Origin of the sequence: Caballeronia sp. LZ033 (assembly GCF_031451265.1) — a bacterium.
Classification (GTDB): Bacteria; Pseudomonadota; Gammaproteobacteria; order Burkholderiales; family Burkholderiaceae; genus Caballeronia.
The window spans coordinates 904,470-929,933 of record NZ_JARUXQ010000001.1; the positions used below are offsets into that span (position 1 = coordinate 904,470).

General features: G+C 65.0%; 24 protein-coding genes. 13 read left to right on the forward strand and 11 right to left on the reverse strand.

Features of this window, described 5'->3' with window-relative positions; all coding sequences use genetic code 11:
• The first annotated feature begins 102 nt into the window (after window positions 1-102).
• Together pgl and QCE62_RS04075 are read left to right on the forward strand one after the other, a co-directional pair.
• Window positions 103-819 (forward strand): 6-phosphogluconolactonase, encoded by a 717-nt coding sequence (gene pgl / locus QCE62_RS04070; protein ID WP_309914619.1) that lies wholly within the window; start codon window positions 103-105, stop codon window positions 817-819.
• The gene (locus QCE62_RS04075; protein ID WP_309914622.1) at window positions 800-2,722 is read left to right on the forward strand and encodes a bifunctional transcriptional regulator/glucokinase; all 1,923 of its coding nucleotides are present in this window, start codon (window positions 800-802) and stop codon (window positions 2,720-2,722) included. Before pgl ends, QCE62_RS04075 begins: the two co-directional genes overlap by 20 nt.
• A gap of 72 nt (window positions 2,723-2,794) precedes the next feature.
• On the opposite strand, the gene QCE62_RS04080 is transcribed toward QCE62_RS04075, so the two are convergent.
• From QCE62_RS04080 to QCE62_RS04100, 5 genes are all read right to left on the reverse strand, one after another.
• The gene (locus tag QCE62_RS04080) at window positions 2,795-3,931 is read right to left on the reverse strand and encodes a porin (RefSeq protein ID WP_309914625.1); all 1,137 of its coding nucleotides are present in this window, start codon (window positions 3,929-3,931) and stop codon (window positions 2,795-2,797) included.
• 274 nt (window positions 3,932-4,205) lie between these two features.
• Window positions 4,206-5,354: a porin gene (locus tag QCE62_RS04085; protein ID WP_309914628.1), complete on the reverse strand. Its 1,149-nt coding sequence runs from the start codon at window positions 5,352-5,354 to the stop codon at window positions 4,206-4,208.
• A gap of 559 nt (window positions 5,355-5,913) precedes the next feature.
• A complete protein-coding gene (locus QCE62_RS04090; RefSeq protein WP_309914630.1) occupies window positions 5,914-6,693 on the reverse strand; it encodes an ABC transporter ATP-binding protein in 780 nt (259 codons plus the stop codon).
• Window positions 6,694-6,719: 26 nt separating this feature from the next.
• On the reverse strand, window positions 6,720-7,433 hold the full coding sequence (locus QCE62_RS04095; RefSeq protein ID WP_309807656.1) for an ABC transporter permease: 714 nt from the start codon (window positions 7,431-7,433) through the stop codon (window positions 6,720-6,722).
• Between the two features lie 35 nt (window positions 7,434-7,468).
• Complete coding sequence (locus QCE62_RS04100; protein ID WP_309914633.1) at window positions 7,469-8,155, reverse strand: histidine ABC transporter permease HisQ; 687 nt, start codon at window positions 8,153-8,155, stop codon at window positions 7,469-7,471.
• Between the two features lie 587 nt (window positions 8,156-8,742).
• Between QCE62_RS04100 and QCE62_RS04105 the strand changes: the two genes are divergently transcribed.
• Window positions 8,743-9,441 (forward strand): pirin family protein, encoded by a 699-nt coding sequence (locus QCE62_RS04105; RefSeq protein ID WP_309914635.1) that lies wholly within the window; start codon window positions 8,743-8,745, stop codon window positions 9,439-9,441.
• 98 nt (window positions 9,442-9,539) lie between these two features.
• On the opposite strand, the gene QCE62_RS04110 is transcribed toward QCE62_RS04105, so the two are convergent.
• Window positions 9,540-10,151, reverse strand: a complete 612-nt coding sequence (locus tag QCE62_RS04110; protein ID WP_309914637.1) for a periplasmic heavy metal sensor — start codon at window positions 10,149-10,151, stop codon at window positions 9,540-9,542.
• A 242-nt stretch (window positions 10,152-10,393) separates the two neighbouring features.
• Here QCE62_RS04110 and QCE62_RS04115 point away from each other — a divergent pair, with 242 nt between their 5' ends.
• Both QCE62_RS04115 and QCE62_RS04120 read left to right on the forward strand, forming a co-directional pair.
• Window positions 10,394-11,116: a response regulator gene (locus tag QCE62_RS04115; RefSeq protein ID WP_309914640.1), complete on the forward strand. Its 723-nt coding sequence runs from the start codon at window positions 10,394-10,396 to the stop codon at window positions 11,114-11,116.
• Window positions 11,100-12,440: an ATP-binding protein gene (locus QCE62_RS04120; protein ID WP_309914644.1), complete on the forward strand. Its 1,341-nt coding sequence runs from the start codon at window positions 11,100-11,102 to the stop codon at window positions 12,438-12,440. The genes QCE62_RS04115 and QCE62_RS04120 overlap by 17 nt, the downstream gene beginning before the upstream one ends.
• Window positions 12,441-12,479: 39 nt before the next feature.
• On the opposite strand, the gene QCE62_RS04125 is transcribed toward QCE62_RS04120, so the two are convergent.
• On the reverse strand, window positions 12,480-12,743 hold the full coding sequence (locus tag QCE62_RS04125; RefSeq protein ID WP_309807664.1) for a hypothetical protein: 264 nt from the start codon (window positions 12,741-12,743) through the stop codon (window positions 12,480-12,482).
• A 121-nt stretch (window positions 12,744-12,864) separates the two neighbouring features.
• Entirely contained in the window at window positions 12,865-14,550 is a 1,686-nt protein-coding gene (locus tag QCE62_RS04130) for a diguanylate cyclase (protein ID WP_309914646.1), read from the reverse strand.
• A 757-nt stretch (window positions 14,551-15,307) separates the two neighbouring features.
• Between QCE62_RS04130 and QCE62_RS04135 the strand changes: the two genes are divergently transcribed.
• Both QCE62_RS04135 and QCE62_RS04140 read left to right on the forward strand, forming a co-directional pair.
• Window positions 15,308-17,071 carry an ABC transporter permease subunit gene (locus tag QCE62_RS04135; RefSeq protein ID WP_309914649.1) on the forward strand — a complete coding sequence of 588 codons (1,764 nt, stop codon included), beginning with the start codon at window positions 15,308-15,310 and terminating at the stop codon, window positions 17,069-17,071.
• Between the two features lie 12 nt (window positions 17,072-17,083).
• The gene (locus tag QCE62_RS04140) at window positions 17,084-18,439 is read left to right on the forward strand and encodes an AAA-associated domain-containing protein (RefSeq protein ID WP_404987289.1); all 1,356 of its coding nucleotides are present in this window, start codon (window positions 17,084-17,086) and stop codon (window positions 18,437-18,439) included.
• 85 nt (window positions 18,440-18,524) lie between these two features.
• Here QCE62_RS04140 and QCE62_RS04145 read toward each other — a convergent pair whose 3' ends face one another.
• The 3 genes from QCE62_RS04145 to QCE62_RS04155 form a co-directional block, all read right to left on the reverse strand.
• On the reverse strand, window positions 18,525-19,049 hold the full coding sequence (locus QCE62_RS04145; protein ID WP_309914653.1) for a hypothetical protein: 525 nt from the start codon (window positions 19,047-19,049) through the stop codon (window positions 18,525-18,527).
• Window positions 19,046-19,600 (reverse strand): hypothetical protein, encoded by a 555-nt coding sequence (locus QCE62_RS04150; protein WP_309914655.1) that lies wholly within the window; start codon window positions 19,598-19,600, stop codon window positions 19,046-19,048. Before QCE62_RS04150 ends, QCE62_RS04145 begins: the two co-directional genes overlap by 4 nt.
• 305 nt (window positions 19,601-19,905) lie before the next feature.
• Window positions 19,906-20,973, reverse strand: a complete 1,068-nt coding sequence (locus QCE62_RS04155) for a sigma-54 dependent transcriptional regulator (RefSeq protein ID WP_309914658.1) — start codon at window positions 20,971-20,973, stop codon at window positions 19,906-19,908.
• A gap of 601 nt (window positions 20,974-21,574) precedes the next feature.
• Between QCE62_RS04155 and QCE62_RS04160 the strand changes: the two genes are divergently transcribed.
• The 6 genes from QCE62_RS04160 (at window position 21,575) to QCE62_RS04185 (ending at window position 25,308) form a co-directional block, all read left to right on the forward strand.
• A complete protein-coding gene (locus tag QCE62_RS04160) occupies window positions 21,575-21,904 on the forward strand; it encodes a hypothetical protein (RefSeq protein WP_309914661.1) in 330 nt (109 codons plus the stop codon).
• Between the two features lie 94 nt (window positions 21,905-21,998).
• Window positions 21,999-22,316 carry a DUF883 family protein gene (locus QCE62_RS04165; protein ID WP_309807673.1) on the forward strand — a complete coding sequence of 106 codons (318 nt, stop codon included), beginning with the start codon at window positions 21,999-22,001 and terminating at the stop codon, window positions 22,314-22,316.
• 91 nt (window positions 22,317-22,407) lie between these two features.
• Complete coding sequence (locus QCE62_RS04170; RefSeq protein WP_309831260.1) at window positions 22,408-22,632, forward strand: hypothetical protein; 225 nt, start codon at window positions 22,408-22,410, stop codon at window positions 22,630-22,632.
• A 354-nt stretch (window positions 22,633-22,986) separates the two neighbouring features.
• Window positions 22,987-24,390: a sigma-54 dependent transcriptional regulator gene (locus QCE62_RS04175; protein WP_309914664.1), complete on the forward strand. Its 1,404-nt coding sequence runs from the start codon at window positions 22,987-22,989 to the stop codon at window positions 24,388-24,390.
• 225 nt (window positions 24,391-24,615) lie between these two features.
• Window positions 24,616-24,834 carry a hypothetical protein gene (locus QCE62_RS04180; protein ID WP_309914666.1) on the forward strand — a complete coding sequence of 73 codons (219 nt, stop codon included), beginning with the start codon at window positions 24,616-24,618 and terminating at the stop codon, window positions 24,832-24,834.
• A gap of 237 nt (window positions 24,835-25,071) precedes the next feature.
• Complete coding sequence (locus QCE62_RS04185) at window positions 25,072-25,308, forward strand: hypothetical protein (protein ID WP_309811440.1); 237 nt, start codon at window positions 25,072-25,074, stop codon at window positions 25,306-25,308.
• The last annotated feature ends 156 nt before the right edge of the window (window positions 25,309-25,464 follow it).

Here is a 25,464-nt window from a genome sequence, read left to right on the forward strand (position 1 = left end):
GCCGCCCGTCAGAGGCACGCGGCGACCCCAGACCGCTTCGCCCATCATTGCGATGGCGCAGGCAGAAAGCGGATCGATAAACCAAAACAAGCAGGAGGAGCAGTGATCGAGCTTCACACTTTCGATGACCCTCGCGCCCATTCGGACGCGCTGGCGAAAGCCGTGGCGGACGCACTGAGCGCGACGCTCGCGGCGCGGGGCGCAGCCTCGGCCGACGCCGACGCCGCCGGACAGGGCGCGCACGCCACGCTCGCGGTATCGGGCGGCAGCAGCCCGAAGCCGTTCTTGCAGGCGCTCTCGCACGAGCCGCTCGACTGGGCGCATATCGACGTCACCCTGGTCGACGACCGCTGGGTGCCCGAAACCGATCCGGCGAGCAACGCGGAATTCGCGCGCAACACCGTGCTGCAGAACGCGGCGGCGGCGGCCTATTTCCTGCCGCTCGTGGACACGACGAAGCCGCTCGAAAGCCATGTCGCGGAACTGAACGCCGACCCGCGCCGCCGTCTGCCCGATGTCGCCGTGCTCGGCATGGGCGAGGACGGCCACACGGCGTCCATCTTCGCCGATGCGCCCGAGTGGGACTTCGCCATCAGCACGCCGGACCGCTTCGTCGCCGTGCATCCGGGCGCGGCGCCCCATGCGCGCGTAAGCCTGTCGATGTCGGCGCTGACGCAGGTCGGGCAACTGTATTTGTTCATCGCCGGGCAGAAGAAACTCGACGTCCTGAATGCCGCGCTCGCCGCGCCGCAGAAGAACGCCATCTCGACGCTGGCCCATGCTGAAGGAGTGAAGCTCGATGTCTACTGGTGTGCATAAGGGCGTGCATAAGGCAGCGGCTCAGCACGCCGACGGACCGAGACTCCTGGCCGATGTCGGCGGCACCAATGCGCGCTTCGCGCTGGAGACGGCGCCGGGCGAGATCGGCCAGATCCGCGTCTATCCGGGCGCGGATTATCCCGGCATCGCCGAGGTGATGCAGCAGTATCTGAAGGACACGCAGGTCAGCCGCGTGAATCACGCGGCGATCGCCATTGCCAATCCGGTCGACGGCGATCACGTCAAGATGACCAATCACGACTGGAGCTTTTCGATCGAGGCGACGCGCCGCGCGCTCGGCTTCGACACGCTCCTGGTCGTGAACGACTTCACCGCGCTGGCCATGGCCGTGCCCGGCCTGACCGACGCGCAGCGCGTCCAGGTGGGCGGCGGCGCGCGCCGGCAGAACAGCGTGATCGGGCTGCTCGGGCCGGGTACGGGTCTGGGCGTGTCGGGCCTGATTCCCGCCGATGACCGCTGGATCGCGCTCGGCAGCGAAGGCGGTCACGCCACCTTCTCGCCGTTCGACGAACGCGAAGATCTCGTCATGCGCTTCGCGCGCCGCAAGTTTCCGCACGTGTCGTTCGAGCGGGTCTGCGCGGGGCAGGGGCTGGAGCTGATCTACCGGGCGCTGGCTGAACGGGATGCCGTGAACGTCGCGGACTCCTTCAGCGCCGCCGACGTCACGCATCGCGCGCTGGACGGCGAAGCGCTCGCGCTGGAAACGGTCAACTGCTTCTGCGCCATTCTCGGCACCTTCGCGGGCAATATCGCGGTGACGCTCGGCGCGCTGGGCGGGATTTTCATCGGCGGCGGCATCGTGCTGAAGCTCGGCGAACTGTTCCACAAGTCGCCGTTCCGCGAGCGCTTCGAGGCCAAGGGACGCTTCCAGCAATATCTCGCCGGGATTCCCACCTTCATCATCACGGCCGAGTATCCGGCGTTCCTCGGCGTCTCGGCGATCCTGTCCGAGCAGTTGTCGAATCGCGCGAACAGCGGGTCATCGGCGGTGTTCGAGCGCATCCGCCAGATGCGCGATGCGCTGACGCCCGCCGAGCGGCGCGTGGCCGACCTCGCGCTGAACCATCCGCGCTCGATCATCAACGATCCGATCATCGACATCGCGCGCAAGGCCGACGTGAGCCAGCCCACCGTGATCCGCTTCTGCCGCTCGCTCGGCTGCCAGGGTCTGTCCGACTTCAAGCTGAAGCTCGCGACCGGGCTGACCGGCACGATTCCGGTGAGTCACAGCCAGGTGCATCTCGGCGACACGGCCACCGACTTCGGCGCGAAGGTGCTCGACAACACGGTGTCGGCCATCCTGCAGCTGCGCGAGCATCTGAACTTCGACAACGTCGAGCGCGCGATCGACATCCTCAACGGTGCGCGGCGCATCGAGTTCTACGGGCTGGGGAATTCGAACATCGTCGCGCAGGACGCGCACTACAAGTTCTTCCGCTTCGGCATTCCGACCATCGCGTACGGCGACCTGTACATGCAGGCCGCGTCCGCCGCGCTGCTGGGCAAGGGCGATGTGATCGTCGCGGTATCGAAGTCGGGCAGGGCGCCGGAACTGCTGCGCGTGCTGGAAGTGGCGATGCAGCAGGGCGCGACGGTCATCGCCATCACGTCGAGCAACACGCCGCTCGCCAAGCGGGCCACGGTCGCGCTGGAAACCGATCACATCGAGATCCGCGAGTCGCAGTTGTCGATGATTTCGCGCATCCTGCACCTGCTGATCATCGACATCCTTGCGGTCGGCGTGGCGATCCGTCGCGCGGCGCCGCAGCCGGGCGCCAAGCTCACCGAGACGGTCGAGAAGGCGCGCGCATCCGGCGACGATGACGCGGCCGCGGTGCTCGACTGGTTGAGTCATGGCGCGTCGGGGTCGGCGCGGGAATAACGCCGACTTTGTTTCTGACGCGAAAGCCGCCGGCCTACACCGGCGGCTTTTTCACATGAGCCGAATGGCCGTTCAGAACGAGTGCTGGATGCCGGCGTATACGCCGGTCTGGCTTTGGCCGGGCAGCGGGTTGTCCGTCGCGGCCGTGTTGCCCACGTTGTTCGCATTCAGGCCGTAGTTCGCGCTGCCGCTGTTCTGCACTGTCGCCACCTGAAAATCCAGCAGGGTGCGCTTGGACAGCTTGTAGGTGCCGCCGACGGAATACAGGGTGGCGTTGCCCGCGCCGTTGTTGCCGTTGACGTGGTACACCGCGGCGATCAGCGCGGCGGCGGGTGTTGCCTGCCAGGTCACGCCGCCCCATTCCTGATCGAGCGCGGAAGGCTGGCCGGGTTGCAAACCGGTCATGCCCGAACTGCGGATGGCCTGGTAGCCGCCCTGAAGCTTGAACGCACCCAGGAACACGTTGAGCAGCGCCGTGTATTCGCGCGAATAAGCGTAGACGCCATTGCCGCCGTTGGCGTAAGCGCCGCCGAGCGAGCCGTTAGCCGGGTTGCGGATCTCGTCGTAGATGCCGCGCACCTGGAAGAGCGGTGCGGTGTAGGTGATCTGCGCGCCGGCTTCACGGCCTTGCGGGCTCGTGCCGTTGCCATTCCAGCTGCTGGCGTTCGAGAAGGCGTACTGGCCGTAGAAGTCGAAGCCCGCGACGTTCGGCGATTGCCAGGAGACGTTGTTGCTCGACTGCGGCCAGTTGCGCCCGCGCACCAGCGACGCCGACGACCATGCCGACTGGCCGAACGGATCGAAGTCCCACAGGCCGTTCGAGATGAACAGCTCGCGCCCGATCCGCAGCGTGCCGTAGCGGTCGTTGCTCAGGCCGACCGTGGCCCAGCGGTTGAAGATGCCGTTGTTGCCCGGGCCCTGGCCGTTCATCGTGTTGAAGCTGCCTTCCAGCTGGAACACGACGTGGTTGCCGTTGCCGACATCCTCGACGCCCTTCAATCCCCACAGGCTCGTGCCCCAGTCACCGCTCTCGGCGCGAAAGCGGTGCGAGCTGCCGGTGGCCGCGCCGTTCGGCGCGACGCCGGTGGGCACGCCCGTCATGTACTCGAGGCCGGCGTCCAGGCGTCCATACAACGTGATGCTGCCTTGAGCCTGCGCGAGCGCGCTGAACGTCCATAGCGCCGCCGACGCGAGCAAAGCCTTCTTCATGGTCTCCTCCACTATCCTTGATCGACGGCGATTCGATCGGACGCGACGCGCGCCCGGATGAACCGCCGACTCGAATTTTGGAGGAGAAAAGATGCTAGTCGGCAGGATGCTTTTGTCGAATTTTGTCCGGCGGCATGGGACTGTCATGCCGGATGATGCAGACGCGGCGCTCCAATAAAAAACGGTGCGATACCCTTTCGGGCACCGCACCGATACGCGCCTCTCGCAGCAGCGTGAAAACCTGTTGAAGCTCTGCTCTTGTCCGCCTCGTGTTTTAGAACGAGTGCTGGATGCCTGCGTACACGCCGGTCTGGCTGTGGCCCGGGAACGGGTTGTCCGTCGAGGCCGCCGAACCGTAGTTGTTGGCGTTCAGACCGTAGTTGGCGGTCTTGCTGTTCTGCACGGTCGCAACCTGCAGATCGAGCAACGTGCGCTTGGACAGGTTGTACGAACCGCCGACCGTGTAGATGGTCGCGTTGCCCGCGCCGTTGTTGCCGTTCACGTGATACACCGCCGCGATCAGCGCCGCTGCCGGGGTGGCTTGCCACGTCACGCCGCCCCACTCGTGATCGAGTGCGGTCGGCTGGCCGGGCAACTGGCCGGTCATGCCGGAACTGCGGATCGCCTGATAGGCGCCCTGGACCTTGAACTGGCCGAGGAACACGTTGAACATCGCCGTGTACTCACGCGAATAGCCGTACACGCCGTTGCCGCCGGAGCCGCCGTCGATCGGGTTGTACACGCCGCCGAGCGTACCGTTGGCCGGGTTGCGCATTTCATCGTACATGCCGCGAATCTGGAACAGCGGCGAGGTGTACGTGACATACGCGCCCGCTTCGCGGCCTTGCGGCGTCGTGCCGTTACCGTTCCAGTTGGTGGCGTTCGAGAGCGAGTACTGACCGTAGAAGTCGAAGCCCGCGATTTTCGGCGACTGGTACGAAATGTTGTTGCTCGATTGCGGCCAGTTGCGGCCACGCACCAGCGAAGCGGACGACCAGTTCGACTGGCCGAACGGATCGAAGTCCCACACGCCGTTGGCGATGAAGAGCTCACGACCCAGCAACAGGGTACCGAACTGGTTGTTCGCCATACCGACCGTCGCCCAGCGATTGAAGAGACCGCCGCCGCCCGGGCCCGCGCCCGTCATGGTGTTGAAGCTGCCTTCCAACTGGAACACGGCGCGATAGCCGCCGCCCAGATCTTCGACACCCTTCATGCCCCACAAGCTCGTGCCCCAGTCGCCGCTTTCCGCCTTGAAGCGGTGCGAGCTGCCGGTGGCGGGTGCGCCGGCCGGACCGGTCGGGACACCGTTCATATATTCGAGCCCCGCGTCCAGGCGGCCATACAACGTCACGCTGCTCTGAGCGTGCGCCACCGCGCTGAACGTCAGCAGTGCTGCCGACGCGAGCAAAGCTTTCTTCATCATCTCCTCCAACCCTGTCAAGAAATAGAACCCAAGTGCTGCGGTGTGGTTCGATGCAGGCGCACCCAACCGAAAATTGTTTTTCAGAGGAAGGACACGCGGGCTTGTAGTGCTTGCAGCGATTCGCGCGGGGTGGGCGCGAATCTGACGCCGATTCGTTGATCGGTGTCGTTCCTCAGTTTCTTTTGGACTTTTTGAAGTAAAACTACTTTTTGGGTACTTCGTTTTGGTACTTTCGTTACCAATTTAACAAATTACGTTATGCGCGCCAAAGAAAAATGATGAAGGCCGTTCGTTTGTGTCAAAAACGCAATGGTGATGTGTTATGGCGATGACCCACAGCATGGGAAACACCCCGCAAAGCCTTATGCCGTCAAGGCTTCAGCGCAATGTAAGTTTCGGGGTCAGGTTTGTCTCCTATTGACGCGGGCTTGGCGTGGCGCTAGTTCGAATTGCGACGCGAAACGGTCGGACGCGACGGCGCGAAGACGCAAAAAAAGCGCCTCGCGGGCGCTCTTTCTGGAGTGGGTGGTTGCTGCCACGCAGCCGGACAAGCCGCTTACTTGAGGCTGCCCGACAGGAACTGCTTCAGGCGCTCGCTCTTCGGGTTGCCGAAGACGGCATCGGGATGACCTTCTTCCTCGATGCGCCCCTGATGCAGAAACACCACGTGGTTCGAGACATTGCGGGCGAACGCCATCTCATGGGTCACGACGATCATCGTCCGGCCTTCCTCGGCGAGCGTCTGCATCACCTTCAGGACTTCGCCGACCAGTTCCGGATCGAGTGCGGAGGTCGGTTCGTCGAACAGCATGACGTCCGGATGCATCGCGAGCGCGCGGGCGATCGCCACCCGTTGCTGCTGTCCGCCCGACAGATGCGACGGATACTGCTTCTCCAGCCGCGGTGCGAGGCCTACCTTCTCCAGATACATGCGCGCGCGGTCCTCGGCTTCCTTCTTCGGCAGCCCGAGCACGTTGATGGGCGCCTCGGTCACGTTTTCCAGCACGTTCATGTGCGACCACAGGTTGAAGTGCTGGAACACCATCGACAGCTTCGAGCGCATCTGGCGCAGCTGCTTCGGGTCGGCGACCTTGAGCGCGCCGGCCTTGTCCTTCATCGTGCGGACTTCGTCGCCATCGACGAAGATGCGCCCCTGGTTCGGCTGCTCGAGGAAGTTGATACAGCGCAGCATCGTGCTCTTGCCCGAACCCGACGAGCCGATGACGCTGATCACATCGCCGGCCTTCGCCTTGAGGGAGACGCCCTTGAGGACCTCGTTGCTGCCGTACTGCTTGTGGATGTCGTCGACGAAAAGCTTGTGCATCTGGGAGTTCATGAACGGTCCTTGACTGACTCGACTACTTATTTGCCTTGCGGCCGCAAATAAGCGAGCCAGCGATGCTCGGCACGGCGGAACAGCCACACGAGCGCGAACGAAATGCAGAGATAGAGCAGGGCAGCGATGCCGAACGCCTCGAACGACTGATAGGTCGCCGAGTTCACGTCGCGCGCGATCTTGAGGATGTCGGGCACGGTGGCGGTGAACGCCACCGTGGTGGCGTGCAGCATCAGGATCACTTCGTTGCTGTAGTAGGGCAGCGCGCGGCGCAGCGCCGACGGCAGGATCACCCGCCGATACAGCGTGAAGCCCGACATGCCGTAGGCGCGCGCCGCCTCGATCTCGCCGTAGGGCGTCGCCTTGATCGCGCCGGCGAAGATTTCGGTGGTGTACGCGCAAGTATTCAGCGTGAACGCGAGCAGTGTGCAGTTCATGCCGCTGCGGAAGAATTCGGCGAGCAGCATGTGATCGCGCACGACCTGCAGGCTGTACAGGCCTGTGTAGCACAGCAGTAGCTGCACATACAGCGGCGTGCCGCGGAACACGTAGGTGTAGAGCCAGACGGCGCGCGACAGCAGCTTGTTCTTCGAGACCCGCGCCACCGCGAGCGGCACCGAGAGACAGAAGCCCAGGCCGATGGAAATGACCAGCAGCCACATCGTGATCGCGAGACCGGTGATGCGGTAGCCGTCGGTGAAGAGGTAGTTCTTCCAGTATTCCTGGATGATTTCGATCATGATCCCAGACGCTCGTGATTAGACCAGTACCAGTATTAGAGGTCGGCGCGGCGCACGCCGATGGAATAGCGCCGCTCGAGCCAGATCAGCACCAGATTCGAGATCGTGGTGATCGCGAGATAGATCGCGCCCGCGAGAAGCGTGAAGAAGAAGAACCGCAGCGTGCCCTTGCCCGCGTCCTGCGAGGCCTTGACGACGTCGGCGAGACCGATGATCGACACCAGCGCCGTCGCCTTGACCATCACCTGCCAGTTGTTGCCGATGCCCGGCAGCGCGAAGCGCATCATCTGCGGAAACATGATGCGCGAGAAGGTCTGCCAGGGCGTCATGCCGTAGGCCGCGCCGGCTTCGAGCTGGCCGCGCGGCACCGAGAGGAACGCGCCGCGGAAGGTTTCGGTGAAGTACGCCCCGTAGATGAAGCCGAGCACGAGAATGCCGGCGAGGAACGGGTCGATGTCGATCTGGTCCCAGCCGACCAGGTCGGTCAGCTGGTTCAGCCAGATCTGGATGCTGTAGAACAGCAGGAGCATCAGCACGAGGTCGGGCACGCCGCGGATCAGCGTCGTATAGATCGTGCCGACCCCGGACGCCAGGCGGTTCTTCGACAGTTTCGCCGCCGCGCCGATGAGACCGATCACGAAGGCGAACGCTAGCGACAGCACCGCCAGCTTGACGGTTTGCCAGGTGCCCGCGAGGATCAGCGGACCGTAGCCTTGCAACATGGTGATTCCTTGGTAAGGTGCGTGACGTGCATGCAGTGGGACGAGTCCGCCGCACGACGGTTCGCGCGAGGGCTTCGGACGGCGGCGGCCGTGGATGACGGCGCCGCGCGCATGGCGAATGGTCTCATCTTTCTCCCCGGCCGCCCGCGCCTTGTCCCGCGCGTTGCAGCTGTATTTCCCTGGCCCGCCTTGTTCCGCGCTTTTCGTCTCTCAACGAACAGGCCAGCGGTCGGTATTCTAGATGGTCAAAAATGCGCATTGCCTCGGGTTGCCCTTCTCGCTAACCCTTGCCGGCCAGCAACTCTTGAGCCGCCATCGTTTATCGTTGCGTGAAACGCCCGGGCGCGGTGTCCGGTTCACCTGTCAATTCGCGCCAGAGATGTCCCGCGCCGGGTTGCAAACCCTCGCCACCCCGGAAAAGCGCGGTATTTTACCCGAACCCGGCCCGCGCGCGGCCACGAAGCCGGAAGCGTCCGATTACCTGCATCAGCGGAACGATGTAGTGCCGTTGCACGCGTTGTTCGGCGGGGGCGGCGCCCTTACATTCTCTCCATCGCAAATCAACGCCTTGGGCGGGAGCAAACATCATGTTCGAGATTCGCCGCAGCAACGAACGGGGTCACGCCAACCACGGCTGGCTCGACTCGTATCACAGCTTCTCCTTCGCCGACTACTACGACACGCAGCACATGCACTTCGGCGCACTGCGCGTGATCAACGAAGACCGCGTGGCCGGCGGCCAGGGATTCGGCGCGCATGGTCATCGCGACATGGAGATCATCAGCTATGTGCTGGACGGCGCGCTGGCGCACAAGGACAGCATGGGCAACGGTTCGACCATCCGTCCCGGCGACGTCCAGCGCATGAGCGCCGGGACCGGCGTGCGGCACAGCGAGTTCAACGGCTCGCCGACCGAGACCGCGCACTTCCTGCAGATCTGGATCATTCCGGATGCGCCGGGCGGCGCGCCGGGCTACGAGGAAAAGCGTTTCGCCGATGAGGACAAGCGCGGCCGGCTGCGCGTGATCGCGTCGCCGGAAGGCGAGGACGGCTCGGTGCGCCTCGGGGCGGACGCGCGTATCTTCGCGGGGCTGTTCGACGGCGCCGAGCGCGCGGACTTCGACGTGCCGGCGGGCCGCCGTGTCTACGTGCACGTGGCGCGCGGCGCGGTGACGGTGAACGGCGAGGCGCTCGGCGCAGGCGATGCCGCGATGATCGAGGATATCGAGAAGGTCTCGGTGGAGCAGGGCGAGAACGCGGAAGTGCTGCTGTTCGATCTCGCGTAAGTCGGGGTCCGTTCATCTCGAAAAAAAGGCCGCGGAGCGTGATGCTCCGCGGCCTTTCTGCTTCAGTGCTTCAGGACTTCAGCACTTCGGGAACACGCTTACTGCGCCGCAGGAGCCGATGCGCCGGCCGCCGCGCCCGGCGTGGGACGTGCGCCGTCCGCGCGTTCGCGGTTCTTGTTCCAGCGCTCATGCATGCGCTGCTCGTGCGCGTGCATCCGGGCGAAATGCTTCTTGAGCGCCGTGCTGACGGTGGTCTTCTGCTGGTCGTTCAGCGCGTTGTAGAAGTTCAGCCACGTGGCGGCGGTCTGCTCGCGCAGCTGCGCATTCTGTTCATCCACCTTCTGATGCGCGGCGTGCATGGCGTTCAGGTCGAGGATCGGCTGGTTTTCCATCGACTTGAACTGCTCGCCCATCTGCTTGAAGTTCGCACGCATCGCCTGATGGTTCTGCTTCATCGTGGTGAGCGCCGTTTGCCAGAGCTTCTCCTGGTCCGCGTTCAGCTTCAGCTGGCCGTGCAGTTCATCCAACTGCTTCTGCATGCGCTGTTCCATGTGATGCCCGCCATGACCGCCGGGGCCGCCAGGGCCACCCATCATCGCCGCGCCGGCCGGAGGCGGCGGGGGCGCGTCAGTCGTGGCGGCATGCGCGGCGCCGAACGTCAGCGCGATGGCTGCTGCTGCTGCGGTCAGAATGCGATATTGCTTGCTCATCTCGATACTCCCTGGATTGTTTTGAAGCCGAGGCAGCAATGCCTGCATGACACGTCGGTCAGCGGTTGCGGCGTTGCCCTTGTCGGTGAGACACAGCGTAGGGGTTGATGGCGCGGGCCGTGTTACGGCAAGGTTCAGGCTTGTTACGCAGGTTTACGCCCTGCTTTCGTGGTAACACCCCGTAACCCTTATGGCGTGCCTGTCATCGATGGCCGCCTGACTCACGCGCTAAACTTCGAGCCATGACTACGCAAATACTTGTCGTCGACGACGACGCCGAACTGCGCGACCTTCTGCGCGACTATCTGGTCCGGCAGGGCATCGAGGTATCGGTGCTGCATGATGCCGGTGGCCTCGAACGCCGTATCGAACGCGAGCGGCCCGACCTGATCGTGCTCGACCTGATGATGCCGGGCGTCGACGGCCTGACCGCGCTCAAGTCACTGCGCGCGTCCGGCGACGACATCCCGGTCATCATGCTGACCGCGCGCGCCGACGACGTGGACCGCATCGTCGGTCTGGAACTCGGCGCGGACGATTACCTCGGCAAACCGTTCAATCCGCGCGAACTGCTCGCGCGCGTGCAGGCGGTGCTGCGCCGCCGCCGCACGGTGCCCTCCGCGGCGCCGGAGCAGCGCGAGCCGTATTCGTTCGGCCGCTTCAAACTGGACTTCCAGTCGCGTACGCTGCAGCAGGACGACAAGCCGCTCACGCTGTCCGGCAGCGAATACGCGCTGCTCAAGATCTTCGTCAACAACCCGATGCGCACGCTCACCCGCGAGCGCCTGCTCGAACTGCTGCACGGACCGGAATACGACGGCACCGACCGCGGCATCGACGTGCAGGTGTGGCGCCTGCGGCGCATTCTCGAAACCGATCCGTCGGCGCCGCGCTTCATCCAGACGGTGCGCGGACGCGGCTACGTGTTCGTGCCCGACGGCGAGCAAAATGCGCCGGGCAATTGACACGCTGTTCGGACGGCTGGTCGTCATCGTCATCGGCATGCTGGTGTTGTCGCATGTCGCGTGGTTCGCGATCATCCGCTTCGAGCGCGACAACGTGCAGACGCGCTTCGCGGTCGAGGAAGCCGTGTTTCTCGTCGAGGCGGTGCGTCAGCACATCACCAACACGCCGGACCAGCCGCTGCCGCCGCGCGTGCGCGTGGTCCCGCTGGGCAATGCCGAAGTGCCGAGGCCGCCCGATGAAAACCTGCCGCCGCCTTTGCAGCGCTTCATCGAGGATCTGAGAGACCGTCTGCCGGAGGGCACCGAAGTGCGCCTGAACGAGCCCGGCGGGCCGCCGAGCGTCTGGGTACACGGCGCCAAGGATGCGGGCTGGATCGTCGTGCCGGTGCAGCCGCTGCGGCCGCCGCGCTCGCGCGACCGCATGGTCGTGTGGCTCCTGATCATTTTCTCGGCGGCGGTGCTCGCGGCCTTGTTCGGCGCATGGCAGCTGCAGCATCCGCTGCGTGGACTGGCGCAGGCCGTGCAGCGTTTCGGCCGGGGCCAGCCGACGCCGGTCGTGCCCGAGCGCGGGCCGCGTGAACTGCGCCAGCTGACGCACGGCTTCAACCAGATGGTGCGCGAGGTGTCGCAGGCCGAAAACGACCGCGCGGTGATGCTGGCAGGCGTCGCGCACGATCTCAAGACGCCGCTTGCGCGCCTGCGTCTGCGTGCCGAGATGATGGACGACGAGAAGATGCGCGACGGCGTGGTGCGCGACGTGGATTCCATGGCGCATATCGTCGACCAGTTCCTGGTGTTCGCGCACGACCGTCCGGACGGCAGCGAGCCGGTTCCGGTGGACCAGCAGTGCGAGCGCATCGTGCGGGCGTACCGCGCGGTCTCCCCGGGCGCCGAGCCGGTGCAACTGAGTCTGGTGGCGGGTCCGACCTTCGCGCTGCCGGCGGCCACGCTCGACCGGCTGCTGTCGAACCTGCTCGACAACGCTCATGCCTACGGCGCGCCGCCGGTCGTCATCGGGACGCAGCGCGGCGCGCGCGGCTGGATTCTGCAGGTCAAGGATCACGGCAAGGGCATTGCGCCCGACGATCTCATCAATGCCAGCCGGCCGTTCGTGCGGCTCGATCCGGCGCGCGGCGGCAGCGGCCATAGCGGGCTGGGATTGGCGATCGTCGAGCGGCTGGTGCGGCGCGCGGGCGGCGATTGTGAAGTCGCCAATTGCGCGGAAGGCGGCTTGCAAGTCCGGATGACGTTCCCGTTCGATCTTGCGACCCTGCCGGCCGACGAGCGCCGCACGGGTTCGCAACCGGAAGAGCGCGTGCTGTAGAAAGCGGCGGGTGCGGCGTGAGGGTCGCGCCGGCGGCGCTCAGTCGAACAGCGTTTCGAGCGCCGAGGCCGCCTCGCTGTCCACCGTGTTATAGGTCACCGTGGACGCCTCGAAGATGTAGTGCGTCGTGTACTTGCCGAGCCGCGACAGGATCTCGTCCTGGATCGCTTCCGGGGCGAGGTCGATCTTCAGGAACCAGGCCGTCGACGAGAGCCGCGTCTGATACGAACCGTATTCGGCGAGCAGGTGGTCGAACGTTTCCGCGTCCTGATCCCGGCACACGATCACCAGATTTCCCTTCATGCAATCCTCCGATTGAGGCCAGCGTCATTCGATATCGAATGTCGATGATACCTGCGCGCTGCCCGGGCGTCGCGCCGGGCGCATGACCGTGCCATGACCGGACATTACCGCGGCGCGCGGCTCACTTGCCCGCGAGCGAGTCTTCGGGATGGCGGGCGGGCGGCGCGGCGTCGGCGGGCCGCACTTCACTGCGGTCGCGGCCACGCGACTTGGCCTCGTAGAGCGCCAGGTCGGCGCGGGAGAGAATCCATTCGAGCGCGTCGTCGGGCGCCAGTTCGGTGATGCCGATGGACACCGACAGCACCGCGTCGTCCGGCAAGTGCGCGCAATGCTCGTGATGGAAGCGCTTGCGCAGCCGTTCGAGCACGGCCTGGGCGTCGGCCAGCGCGGTCTGCGGCAGCAGGATGCCGAATTCCTCGCCGCCCAGCCGTCCGATTGCGTCGCTCGGCCGCAGCTGGGTCCGGCATACCTCGACGAAATGCTCGAGCGCCCGGTCGCCGGACGCATGGCCGAAGCGGTCGTTGATCTGCTTGAAGTGATCCAGATCCGCGATCGCCACCGAGAGCGGCGTGCCGACCGAACGCGCCAGTTCCACTTCGTGCCGCAGCGTGTCGAGGAAGTAGCGCCGCGACAGCGCGCCGGTGAGCGCGTCGTGCCGCGCTTCAGCGGAGAGCAGGGTATTGGCGGCCTGCAACTGCTCGGCGAGATCGCGCGTGGCGCGGTGCAGGCGGCGCTCGCGCGAGTACGACGTGGCGATCACGATGGCGAGCGTCACCACGCCGAGCATCGTCAGGAAGACGAGAAAGCGGTCGCGGCTGTGATTGCGGCTGATTTCCGGCCAGCTCGTCAGCGGATGCACGATATGCGCCGAAAGTCCGGAGTTCAGGCCGGTGCGCTCGTCGTACAGCGAGGGCACGTTGCTGCCGTTGGCGGCATAGAAGGTCTCTGCGAGCGCGGGCGCGAGCCAGTGTTCGGAGGTGCGCATCTGCTCGCCGACGTGTGTCAGGCGCAGTTCGGCAAAGGCGTCGCGCCGGTAATGCTCGATCCGCTCGCGCGCGGTCATGCGGCTGACGGGCGCCTGGGGCATGGCTTCGTATTCGAGCCGGCCGTCGTGCGCCATCACGATGACGCCGTTTTCGTCGGTGACGAAGGTGCCCGCCCGCGACACCCAGTGGCGCAACCGGTCGATGCTCACCTTCGCGATCACCGCGCCGACCAGGATGCCGTCCTGATAGGACGGCGCCGCGATGAAGATGCCCGGCTCGCCGGACAGCCGGCCCACGCCGTACATCTCGACGAAGCCGCCGAGCAGCGCCCGCGCGACATAGCCGCGCGCGCTCATGTCGAAGCCGATGAAGCTGTTCTCGTCGCCGGCATTGCTGGAGGCGATGCAGTAGCCGTGTTCGTTGACGAGCCAGATCGTATCGAGTCCGGAGAAGCCCTGGGCGTCGTGCAGGAACAGATTGACCTTCTCGAGCCCGGGACGCGCGGCCCATTTGTTGCGCCGCTCGAGTTCCGTCTCGCCCGGGTTCGAGGCATAATTCCGCGACTCCGCCAGGGCGCGCTGGGTCAGGTCCATTTGGGCAAGGGTTGCGGGAATGGCGCGCGACAGCGCGAGATCGCTCGCGATGATCTGCGCCATGTTGTCGACGATCGACGCCGCCATGTTGCGCTCGGTGCGCACTGTCGACGTCATCTCCTGCTGTACCATGCGGTCCGACAGCAAGCCCGCGGCAATCCAGCATGCGAACGCCAGCACGGCCAGGCCGAGCGTCGCGATCACACGGTGCAGGATGAGCTTGTTCATCGAAGTGGTGCGCAAGGGTGGTTCACGCGGCCTGCATGCGTGGCGCGCCGCCCGGCCGATGCGTATCCGCCAGCCTGGAGTGCGTGCGTCCTGCAAACCGGGCGCGCGGCTTGCAAGGCGCCTCGTTCGCAGCAGCGTGAATCAGGCTCACGCCGTGACGGCGGGCAGGGGACAGGCGGGCTTCCGGCTCGGATCGGGCGTCTCGCATCGCATCGGCGCTCATTTTATTGTTTGTAACCAGCCCAGATTGGACGATGTTTTTTGCCGCCTATCAAGCGCCTCGTGACGGTCTGCGACGTGCGCCCAACACAGGCATCGCGCAGGGGTTCGCCCACTTGACCACGCCGCTCTCCGCGTGGTCCGGCGCGCCGCTCGCCGCACTGCCCGGCCGGGACGGATTGCAGCCCGTCTGAAAGGAAGCAAAAGCACGCGGGAGGCGTTCACGGAACGCCCGCCGACCCATCATTGTGCCCTTGCCGCGCCGAAGAGCAACAGAAACATCGCATGAATGACGGGTGCGGGCGTGGTTACGGTTGTGTGTGTCATGTTGCTTGGTGTAGTGTCGCTCGGTTCGGCTCGGGCGATCCTTGCAACGATGGGCAGCGCGCAGGGCGTTGATGTCGTCCATATCGCCGCGGTGTGCGTTGAGCATGGGACTGCCGGCAACCGCTTCGCCCGCCGAACGATCGATGGGCCGTCTCAAGTACTATCCCGCGCCTCGCGCGGTCGCATCACAGCCTTACGGGGAGGGCCTTGCATGGAATTTGGTTTCAATCTGAAGCGCACGGCGAATGCATCGGCCTGGCGGATCCTGCCCAACCGCTGGGATTTCGTCGCCTTCCCGATGATCATCTGCCTGATCGCGCTGGCCGCCGTCGGCTTTCACGAAACCCTGGCGCCGATCTCGACGCTGCAATCGCAGGCCATTTCGCTCGATCCCGCGAATCTCCCCGAATACGCGCTGCGCACGACCCTGCGCATGCTGATCGCGATGGTCGCCTCGCTCATCTTCACGCTGGTCTACGGCACGCTCGCGGCCAAGAGCCGGCGCGCGTCCATCGTGCTGGTGCCGATCCTCGACATTCTCCAGTCGGTGCCCGTGCTGGGCTACATCTCGTTTACGGTCACCTTCTTTCTCGCGCTGTTCCCCGGGCGCGTGATCGGCGCCGAATGCGCGGCGATCTTCGCCATCTTCACGAGCCAGGCGTGGAACATGACCTTCAGCTTCTACCAGTCGCTGCGCACGGTGCCGCGCGATCTGGACGAAGTCTCGCGCGGCTTCCATCTCACCAACTGGCAGCGCTTCTGGAAGCTCGAAGTGCCGTTCTCGATGCCCGGCCTCATCTGGAACATGATGATGTCGATGTCGGGCGGCTGGTTCTTCGTGGTGGCGTCGGAGGCGATTACCGTCGGCAACCGGACGATCGTGCTGCCGGGCATCGGCGCCTATCTGGCGGCGGCCATCGGTGAGCGCAATCTCGCCGCCATCGGCTGGGTCATCCTCGCGATGACGGTCGTGATCCTTGCCTATGATCAGCTGATGTTCCGCCCGCTTGTTGCATGGGCCGACAAGTTCCGCATGGAGAACACCAGTTCCGGCGACGAGCCCAGTTCCTGGCTGCTCGACCTGATCCGCCGCACGCGCCTGATCCACCGTCTGCTCGTGCCGGCAGGCTGGATTCTCGCCAAGGTCGCCCGGGTGCCGATCAAGCTGCCGTCGCTGCAGGGCGCGCTCGAGAACGTCGGGCTGCCGCTGCGCGCGAAGGTGCCGTCCACGCGCACGGGCGACATCGCATGGGGCGCGGCGGTGCTGCTGATCACCGTGTTCGTCGTGTGGAAGGTGGTGTCGTTCGTCTCGACGGGCGTCACCTGGGGCGAAGTGGGCCACGTGTTCGTGCTCGGCTTCATCACGCTGCTGCGTGTGGTCGTGCTGATCGCGCTGGCGTCGGTGGTGTGGGTGCCTATCGGCGTATTGATCGGCCTGCGTCCAGCGCTCGCCGAAAAGGTCCAGCCGCTCGCGCAGTTCCTCGCGGCGTTCCCGGCCAACCTGCTGTTCCCGGTGTTCGTCGTCGTGATCGTGCGCTGGCACCTGAACCCGGACATCTGGCTGTCGCCGCTGATCGTGCTCGGCACGCAGTGGTATATCCTCTTCAACGTGGTCGCGGGGGCGTCGTCCTATCCGAACGACTATCGCGAAGCCGCGACCAACTTCCAGATTCGCGGCTGGCAGTGGTGGAAGAAGTGCATGCTGCCGGGCATCTTCCCGTACTACATCACCGGCGCGATCACCGCGTCGGGCGGCGCGTGGAACGCGAGCATCGTCGCGGAAGCGGTGTCGTGGGGCAAGACCGAGGTTGTCGCGCACGGCCTGGGTGCCTATATCGCGCAGACCACCGCCGCCGGCGACTACCCGAAGATCATTCTCGGCATCGCCGTGATGTCGCTGTTCGTCACGCTGTTCAACCGCCTGTTGTGGCGCCCGCTATACGCCTACGCCGAAGCACGGCTCCGGCTGGATTAAGGACGACTTCCGATGCAGAACCCAAAAAACCCGCAGACGTCCGCTGCACCGGGCTTCCAGCGCCCGCAAGGCACGCCGCCGCGGCTCGGCGCGGAAATCATGCGCGTGCAGAACGTCAGCCGCGGCTTCAACAAGACCCAGGGCGAGCTCCTGGTGCTCGACGATGCGAACCTCGCGCTGCGGGAGGGCGAGATCGTCGGGCTGCTCGGGCGCTCGGGCTCCGGCAAGTCCACGCTGTTGCGCATCATCGCCGGGCTGATCGAGCCGACGGCCGGCGAAGTCACCTATCTGAACGAGCCGTTGCGCGGTCCGGCGAAGGGCGTTGCGATGGTGTTCCAGACCTTCGCGCTGTTCCCGTGGCTGACCGTGCTGCAGAACGTGGAAGCGGGGCTGGAGGCGCAGGGCGTCGGCGCGCGCGAGCGGCGCGAGCGCGCACTGGCCGCGATCGATCTGATCGGTCTCGACGGCTTCGAGAACGCTTATCCGCGCGAGTTGTCGGGCGGCATGCGGCAGCGGGTCGGCTTCGCGCGGGCACTGGTCGTCGACCCGACCTTGCTGCTGATGGACGAGCCGTTCTCCGCGCTCGACGTGCTCACCGCCGAGAACCTGCGTACCGACCTGCTGGACCTGTGGACGCAGGGCCGCATGCCGATCAAGTCGGTGCTGATCGTCACGCACAACATCGAGGAAGCGGTGTTCATGTGCGACCGGATCCTGGTGCTGTCCTCGAATCCGGGGCGCGTGATGGCCGAGATCAAGGTGCCGTTCAAGCATCCGCGTAACCGGCTGGATCCGGCGTTCCGGCGGCTCGTCGACGACATCTACGCGAAGATGACCGCGCGGCCGATGGACGAGGCGAAGAAGAAGGGGCTGGAGCTGGGCACCTGGCTGCCGTCGGTGTCGACCAACCTGATGGCGGGTCTCATCGAAACGCTCGCGGCCGCGCCGTATCACGGCCGCGCGGACATGCCGGAGATCGCGCGTACGCTGCATCTGGAAGTGGACGACCTGTTCCCGGTCGCGGAAGTGCTGCAGCATCTGGGGTTCGCGGACGTCCGCGAGGGCGATATTTTCCTGACGCCGCAGGCGCGCGTGTTCGCGGAATTCGGCACGCAGGAGCGCAAGATGATGTTTGCCGAGCATCTGCTGCGGCACGTGCCGCTGGCGGCGCGGATCAAGAAGGTGCTGAATGAGCGGCCGGGGCACCGGGCGCCGCGCGTGCGCTTCGAGCAGGAACTGGAGGACTTCCTCTCCGACAAGGCCGCGCAGGAATCGCTCGACGCGGTGATCGACTGGGGACGTTACGGCGAAATCTTCTCGTACAACGACCAGACCGAGATGCTGAGTCTGGAAGACGTGGAAGCCTGAACGTCTTGCTGCGCAGCGCGCGCGGCTCAGGATAAGAAAGCGCGGCGCGCCGGTGACGGCGGCCGCGCTTTTGCATGAAAAGGCCTTATTGCAGGTTGCCCCAGCGTTCCACCGCCGGTTCCGCCGACGCCCACTTCCAGCCGCTCGACTGCTGGCAGGCGGTAGCGACGAACCACTCGGCGGGCGCTTTGGCATCGTCGCCGTCGACGACCGAGAAGGCGAACTCCTTGCAGGTCGCGAGCGCGCTGCCGAATTCGCGCAGCACGCGCACTTCGCCGTGGCCGTTCTCGACCGGCAGCGTGTGCTTGACCTTCCACGGCCGCGTCTCGCCGACCGACGCCGTGCCCGCGGTCACCGCGATCATGACCTGCTGATCCTGATGCAGCGACTTCATCGTGCGCTTGACGAGCTCGTCGGTGGCGCTCTGCACCGCGACGCCCACGCCGAAGCCAATCGCCGGATTGGTCGTGAAGGCGCCCGTCGCAATGCCGGCCGCGGCGCCGGTGGCCGCGCCGATCGACGCACAGCCGTTCAGGCTCAGGCAGGCCGCGGCGCCGGCGGCGAGCAGGCCGACGCGCAAGGCAATCGGCAAGCTGATGGGACGCGTCATTGCAGCGAGCCCCAGCGCGGCGTCGCCGGTTCGGCGGACGCCCATTTCCACTTGTTGCCGTCGCGGCAGACCGAGGCGACGTAGAAGGCGCTGTCGGCGGGACGGTCTTGCGTGGCGTCGCGATCGACGGAGAACACCACTTCCTTGCACTCCAGCGCACCGCTGCTGATGATGCGGCTCACGGTGACGCGGCCTTTTTCGTCGTCCTCGATCGGCACCGAATGCACGATCTTCCACGGCGCCACCGCGCCGACGTCGAGCGGCCCGGCTACCGACGCGATCTGATCCTGGGTGTTCGTGTGCACCACGCGCTGGGTGTACTGCACGCCCGTCTTGGCCGCGGCGACCGCGCCCAGGCCAATGCCGGTGGCCACGGCCGCGTTGTTGGTCACGCTGCTGGCGATGGCCGCACCGCCGATGCCGGCGCCGGCCGTCGCGCCTTCGCTGTAGAGGGAATTGCATCCTGTCAGGCTCGCGCAGGCCATGACCCCCGTGATGAGCGCAGCCAGTGCGGCCGCGTGCCGGCTATGCCGGTCTACCCTGTTTTGCATGTTGCTTTCCTTCTTTCTCCGATGTCCGGCAAGGCTGACCGGGTGCTCGAATCAACTTGAACTTTCGCCGCCGGAGCGAGGTCCGGCAAAGCGGGGCGGCTCTCGTGAAAAGCACGACGCTAAGGTTTCACGAGCTTCGCGCATTCTGAAGCAAGCCTCTAATTACCGGGCTGTGAAAATTGCAAGCAAATGCAAACGGGCGGAACACGGTCCGCGAGGCTTCCTGCTTGCGGGCAAAAAAAAGCGAACGCTGGAGGGCATTCGCTTCGTGTCGATTGCGTCCCGGCAAGGAGGCCAAGCGCGCGTCAACCTTCGTGCTTCGAGGCGGACTCGCTGGAATCGGAGTCTTCGTTCTCGTAAGCGCCGAGCCGGTTGTACAAGGTCTTCAGGCTGACCCCGAGCGCCTTGGCCGCACGCCGCTTGTCGCCGCCGCAGTGCTTGAGCGTGCCGAGGATGATCTGCTTCTGCGCGTCGGCGAGCGGCGTTCCGACCCAGACGTTCATCGCATCGCCCTGCGTCACCGGCTTCTTCACCCGCGACGCAAGATGCGGATGCGAGATTTCCACCGTCTTCTCGGCAAGGATGAACGCGCGATATACCGTGTTCTTCAGCTCCCGCACGTTGCCGGGCCAGGAATAGGTGCGCAGGACATCGAGCGCGCGCTTGCTGAAGGCCTTGCTGGTGCCTTCCTGGGCGTTCATTTCGGCCAGGAAATGCTGGGCGAGCAATTCGCGGTCGGCGTCGCGTTCGCGCAGCGGCGGCGCGCGCAGCGGAAACACGGCGAGGCGATACATCAGGTCTTCGCGCAAGCCGTTTTCCTTGACAGCCGCGACGGGATCGCGGTTGGTCGCCGCGATTACGCGCACGTCCGAACTGATCAGGTCGTTGCCGCCGACCCGAAAGAACGTGCCGGTCTCGAGCGCACGCAACAGCTTGACTTGCCGCACGGGCGACATCTCGGTGACTTCGTCGAGGAACAGCGTGCCGCCGTTGGCGTGCTCGAAGTAACCGATGCGACCCTGAACCGCGCCGGTGAAACTGCCCTTCTCGTGACCGAACAGCTCGGCTTCGATGAGATTGTCGGGAATCGCGCCGCAGTTCACCGCGATGAACGGCGCATCCTTGCGGGCGCTGTGGTCGTGGATGGTTCGCGCGACGAGCTCCTTGCCGGTGCCCGACTCGCCGATGATGAGCGCGGTCGCGTCGGTGGCGGCGACGCGCTCGATCTGCGCATACAGCTCCTGCATCACGGGCGACGAGCCGAACATCAGTCCATAGGACTTCAGGCCGGGCACTTCTCCCGCGCTGCGCTTCTTTTGCGCTGGTGTATCGCCGACTGCAAGGGGCGGCTGATCGAGATCGGTTGACGCCATGTGTCCTGATGTGTCCTGAGTGCGTGCGAATAGGGTTGTCCGGGCGGCGTCCGGCGGCGCGCCTGCGCTGGGTCCGGAGCGGCCGGCGCGCGAGCAACGCGGGAGTGGAGTGCCGCGCGCGTCGGAAGGCGACGCGCGACGTCCGTTGCCAGATACGTCCCCGCGCTGCGCGGGCGTCGATTCTGGCCGTGCGTCGGTCGAGGAGCGTCTGTACAGCGAAGAGGCCTGGATTGCTCCAAGGCCGCCTGAACGCGGACGTTCCTGTCTCATAAACGCTATTTAACCATTCGCGACGACATTGCGGCAATGCGCGCTCGGGCCGATGCGGTGTTTTGTCCGAAGGCTTGGAGCGCGGACGCTCAATTCCGGAAAGGTTCGCCGGACGCGTCGCGAATTTACAAAGCCATGGCGTAATTGTTACCCGCTGTTGTCGCTTGCCTGTTCATGACAGCGTGGCCTGCGTACGCACGGCCTTTTGCTTTTGACGAAAACCGCTGCTGGCACGAAAGCTGCAACATCGCTATCGAACTTATTCGAAAGTGCCGCGATGACTCGATTCGGCGGCACAGATACGAGGATGGGCGAGAGAGGCAACCGCATCATGGACAACATTCAGCATTTCGACAGCATCGCGCACGAGCCCGTCCGGCCCGTGAAGATGCGCGGCACGCGCGGCAGCCGGCCGGAACTCGCGGCAAGCGAACCGATCGACATTTATCACTGGGCCGCGGTTGCGCTGGTTACCGCGCTCATGTGCGCGGTGTTAGGGTATGCGGCAGGAACGCCGGCGCTGGCGCGGGCGGCTAACGTGACGAGTTTCGTGTTCGGCACGATGGGCGGCGCGCTGGTGGCGAGCGGCCTGGTGCGGAGCCTGCGCGCGCGCGGCGCCGCCGGTCAGCGTCTCGGCGTTACCGTCGCCGAGACCCATTAGACGCCGCATCGATAAACGCAAGCACGCCCGCCCGCAGCAACGGCGATGCGTGCATGACCCCACTTGGGCCCCACTTGGGCAAGGACTTCATTCCATGAGTCAGACGACTGTCCAGCTTGCGTTGGGCAAGCAAAAGATCATCGAAGACATCAAGGTGCTGCTCAACGACTCGGAAGAGTTGTTGCGCCTTTCGGCGACGCTGCCGGGAGAAGGCGTGGACGCGCTGCGCTCGCGCTTGCGCGAGCATGTCGATTCGGCCCGCAGCGCCCTCGAGGACGCGCAGGCGAGCGCTCAGACGCGTTATCGCGCAGGCGTGGACTGCACGGAGAAATACGTGAAGGACAACCCCTGGCAGTCGCTCGGCATCGCGGCCGGCGTCGGCTTCCTGGTGGGGCTGCTCGTCTCGCGCTGACCGCTTGCGTCGAACGCCGGACGCGTGATCCCGTCAACCGTGATCCCGTCCACGATTCGGCGAATTTTCATGACATTGGGAGAGAACACTCATGGCACGTCCTTCGATCGGAATCTTCGGCGCGTTGTTCGCAGTGGGCAGCGTGCTCGCATGGAAATGGGTGCAATCGCAAGACGCCAGCAGGCGCACCGCGCGCGACGTCAGCCGCTGGGAAGACGAAGGCGGCAAGGTGCTGACGCCGGCTTCGGGCGGTGCGGTGAATGGCCACGGCGTGGTCGGCGGTACCGCTGACGCGTGGCATTTCCCGCGCAGCTAAGCCCGCGCGGACGAAGCGCGCCGCGCCCGGCGGGTTCGGCGGCGCGGAACGCACAGCCGCCTCGGTCGATGAAACGCACGTCTGATCAGCGTGCGTTTTTGACTTGATAAACGCTTATAATCAGTGAAACTCTTTCATAAGTTGCGTAAATGGAAAAACTTACGATGAGTTGATTCCAAGCGTGCTGAATATCGGAAATTATTCTACTTTTGCGGGATCACACGGAGCGCGAATCGCTTGCAGATTCGGCGCCTTTGCTCCCCGCACCGGCCCGCGCGGCGCTGTCCGCACGGAGAAGACCACGCCGCATCGAGGCGTGTGACCTGAAAACGCTTTGGAAACATTCGAGACGCAATGCCACACGTATTGATTGTCGATGACGATCCCAGTACCCGCGAGGCGCTAGCCGCGATCATCGGCGAAGACGGACTGACAACGGCCGTTGCCAGCGATTTGCGCGAGGCGCGCATCCAGCTCGTGCGTCAGACACCGGACGTCGTCTTTACGGATTTGAAGCTGCCCGACGGCACCGGTGTCGATCTCTTCGAAGATCTGGACCCGCGCTCGGGTGTCGAGGTGATCGTGATCACCGGGCATGCCACGGTCGAGTCCGCCGTCAGCGCGCTGAAGATGGGCGCCGCAGACTACCTCGTCAAGCCGATCAACATGCAGCGCGTGAAGGCGATCCTCGCGCGCCTGCCGCGTGCCGGTGACCTCAAGGCGGAAATCGGCACTTTGCGCGGCGAATTGCGCCGCATGGGCCGCTTCGGCCTGATGCTCGGCAATTCCCCGGCCATGCAGACCGTGTACGACCAGATTGGCCGCGTCGCGCCTACGGCCGCCTCGGTGCTGCTGATCGGCGAATCGGGCACGGGCAAGGAAGTGGCCGCGCAGACGCTGCACGAACTCTCGCTGCGGCGCAAGCATGCGTTCATCGCGGTGAACTGCGGCGCGATCTCGCCGAACCTGATCGAATCGGAGATGTTCGGCCACGAACGCGGCTCGTTCACCGGCGCGGACCGTCAGCACAAGGGCTATTTCGAGCGCGCGAACGGTGGCACGCTGTTCCTCGACGAAATCACCGAAATGCCCATCGAGCTCCAGGTCAAACTGCTGCGCGTGCTCGAAACCGGCATGTTCATGCGCGTGGGAACGACCAAGGAAATCGAGACGGACGTGCGCCTGATCGCCGCGACCAACCGCGATCCGGAACAGGCAGTGCTCGAAGGCAAGCTGCGCCTCGACCTCTATCACCGGCTGAACGTGTTCCCGATCAACCTGCCGCCGTTGCGCGAGCGCGGCAAGGACGTCGAGTTGCTCGGACAGGCATTCCTCGACGAGCTCAACAACCGCTACAGCACGAAGAAGGATTTCCCGGTTGCCGTGCGCGAGATGCTGGACTCGTACAACTGGCCAGGCAACGTGCGCGAGCTGAAGAACTACGTGCAGCGCGCGTACATCATGTCCTCGTCGGATTCCGACAGCACCGCCACCGTGCCGCTGCAGATTTCGCTGTCGAAGCCCTCGGCGGGGACGTCGGTGACGATTCCGTTCGGCACGTCGCTGGCGCAGGCGGACCGGCAGCTGATTCTCGCCACGCTCGAACAGTGCGGCGGCGTGAAGACCCGGGCCGCGGAGATCCTCGGCATCAGCCTCAAGACGCTCTATAACCGGCTGGTCGAGTACGGCGAGGATGCCAGCAAGGCCACGGTCGGCGAGGGTGGCGAAACCGGCGAGTCGGATAGCGAAAATCCTTGAACGTCGGCTATCTTTAGACGAATCAGACGCCTGCTGCTGTTAAAAGCGCAGGCGTTTTTCATTGGCAGGCGGCTTTTCTACGCCGATAATGAGTCACTGGAGTGCGTGAAAACAGTATCTCGAAGGGCATGGCCCTTGCTGTCTTCTGATTGACATCCGCGCGCTGCGCAAAGGCGTCGGCGCCTGGATAGGGAAGTACGATCACAAGACCGCAAGGAGCCCGTCATGTCACAGAGCGTTGCAACTCACGTCTTCCACGCTGTGGGTATCGAGGCGCAGACCCCGCAGCCGCCGGATCCGCCGGTGACGCCGCCCGATCAGCCGCCCCCGACTCCGATGCCGCCCGACACCAATCCGGATCCGACGCGCGAGCCGCCCGAGCCGCCGTCGCAGCCGATCGGCGACCCGCCGCCCGGGCCGAATGAAACGCCGCACGTGTATTGATAGCTTGAAAAGGCGGTTGGACAGTTCGCAGGACCGCCGACGTTGGACCATGCCCAGACTTCGTGCACGGTTTGAATAAGTTTCCATCCCGTACGTAGGGATTACAAGCAAAGACGCAATAATGACCGGCGATCCGCTTTTCGCCGGTCGTTTTTTCTGAAGCTGCGCTCGTCCAAGGGCGCATCGGTCCGACGCCGCCGAGGTCCTATCGCGACGGCCTTCTACTCTGGAGGCATCATGAGGCATCCCGCACTTCGACGCTCCGCGCGTCATTCATCCAAGCGCGAAGCGCGCGCCGAAGCCGCCAAGGCGGCCGGCACGCAAGCCGGCCCGGCGTCCGCGACCGAGCACGATCCCGCCAGCCAGAACCGCGCCGCGCCTGGCGTTCCGCCCGATGGCGAGCACAATCAGGGTGGCGTCCGGCGCGAGGGAATAGACTATCAACGCGACCTTGGTTCCGAGCAGGATTCGTGATTCCAGGCGAGCCGCCCCGCTCGTTCCAAGAACAAAAATTTCTACGCGGCGCGTCGTCGCCGCGTGTTTTTGTTCGTCCGTAACATCTGCCTACAAATATTTGTTCACCAATAGCAACAAAAAGGCACAGTTTTTGCATCTTCATTGATCGCCAAT

Bases quoted from the DNA above. Each gene is read 5' to 3' on its own strand.
- QCE62_RS04075 (WP_309914622.1), top strand. From the start codon at position 800: ATGTCTACTGGTGTGCATAAGGGCGTGCATAAGGCAGCGGCTCAGCAC.
- QCE62_RS04080 (WP_309914625.1), bottom strand. From the start codon at position 3,931: ATGAAGAAGGCTTTGCTCGCGTCGGCGGCGCTATGGACGTTCAGCGCG.
- QCE62_RS04085 (WP_309914628.1), bottom strand. From the start codon at position 5,354: ATGAAGAAAGCTTTGCTCGCGTCGGCAGCACTGCTGACGTTCAGCGCG.
- QCE62_RS04090 (WP_309914630.1), bottom strand. From the start codon at position 6,693: ATGAACTCCCAGATGCACAAGCTTTTCGTCGACGACATCCACAAGCAG.
- QCE62_RS04095 (WP_309807656.1), bottom strand. From the start codon at position 7,433: ATGATCGAAATCATCCAGGAATACTGGAAGAACTACCTCTTCACCGAC.
- QCE62_RS04100 (WP_309914633.1), bottom strand. From the start codon at position 8,155: ATGTTGCAAGGCTACGGTCCGCTGATCCTCGCGGGCACCTGGCAAACC.
- QCE62_RS04105 (WP_309914635.1), top strand. From the start codon at position 8,743: ATGTTCGAGATTCGCCGCAGCAACGAACGGGGTCACGCCAACCACGGC.
- QCE62_RS04110 (WP_309914637.1), bottom strand. From the start codon at position 10,151: ATGAGCAAGCAATATCGCATTCTGACCGCAGCAGCAGCAGCCATCGCG.
- QCE62_RS04115 (WP_309914640.1), top strand. From the start codon at position 10,394: ATGACTACGCAAATACTTGTCGTCGACGACGACGCCGAACTGCGCGAC.
- QCE62_RS04120 (WP_309914644.1), top strand. From the start codon at position 11,100: ATGCGCCGGGCAATTGACACGCTGTTCGGACGGCTGGTCGTCATCGTC.
- QCE62_RS04125 (WP_309807664.1), bottom strand. From the start codon at position 12,743: ATGAAGGGAAATCTGGTGATCGTGTGCCGGGATCAGGACGCGGAAACG.
- QCE62_RS04130 (WP_309914646.1), bottom strand. From the start codon at position 14,550: ATGAACAAGCTCATCCTGCACCGTGTGATCGCGACGCTCGGCCTGGCC.
- QCE62_RS04135 (WP_309914649.1), top strand. From the start codon at position 15,308: ATGGAATTTGGTTTCAATCTGAAGCGCACGGCGAATGCATCGGCCTGG.
- QCE62_RS04140 (WP_404987289.1), top strand. From the start codon at position 17,084: ATGCAGAACCCAAAAAACCCGCAGACGTCCGCTGCACCGGGCTTCCAG.
- QCE62_RS04145 (WP_309914653.1), bottom strand. From the start codon at position 19,049: ATGACGCGTCCCATCAGCTTGCCGATTGCCTTGCGCGTCGGCCTGCTC.
- QCE62_RS04150 (WP_309914655.1), bottom strand. From the start codon at position 19,600: ATGCAAAACAGGGTAGACCGGCATAGCCGGCACGCGGCCGCACTGGCT.
- QCE62_RS04155 (WP_309914658.1), bottom strand. From the start codon at position 20,973: ATGGCGTCAACCGATCTCGATCAGCCGCCCCTTGCAGTCGGCGATACA.
- QCE62_RS04160 (WP_309914661.1), top strand. From the start codon at position 21,575: ATGGACAACATTCAGCATTTCGACAGCATCGCGCACGAGCCCGTCCGG.
- QCE62_RS04165 (WP_309807673.1), top strand. From the start codon at position 21,999: ATGAGTCAGACGACTGTCCAGCTTGCGTTGGGCAAGCAAAAGATCATC.
- QCE62_RS04170 (WP_309831260.1), top strand. From the start codon at position 22,408: ATGGCACGTCCTTCGATCGGAATCTTCGGCGCGTTGTTCGCAGTGGGC.
- QCE62_RS04175 (WP_309914664.1), top strand. From the start codon at position 22,987: ATGCCACACGTATTGATTGTCGATGACGATCCCAGTACCCGCGAGGCG.
- QCE62_RS04180 (WP_309914666.1), top strand. From the start codon at position 24,616: ATGTCACAGAGCGTTGCAACTCACGTCTTCCACGCTGTGGGTATCGAG.
- QCE62_RS04185 (WP_309811440.1), top strand. From the start codon at position 25,072: ATGAGGCATCCCGCACTTCGACGCTCCGCGCGTCATTCATCCAAGCGC.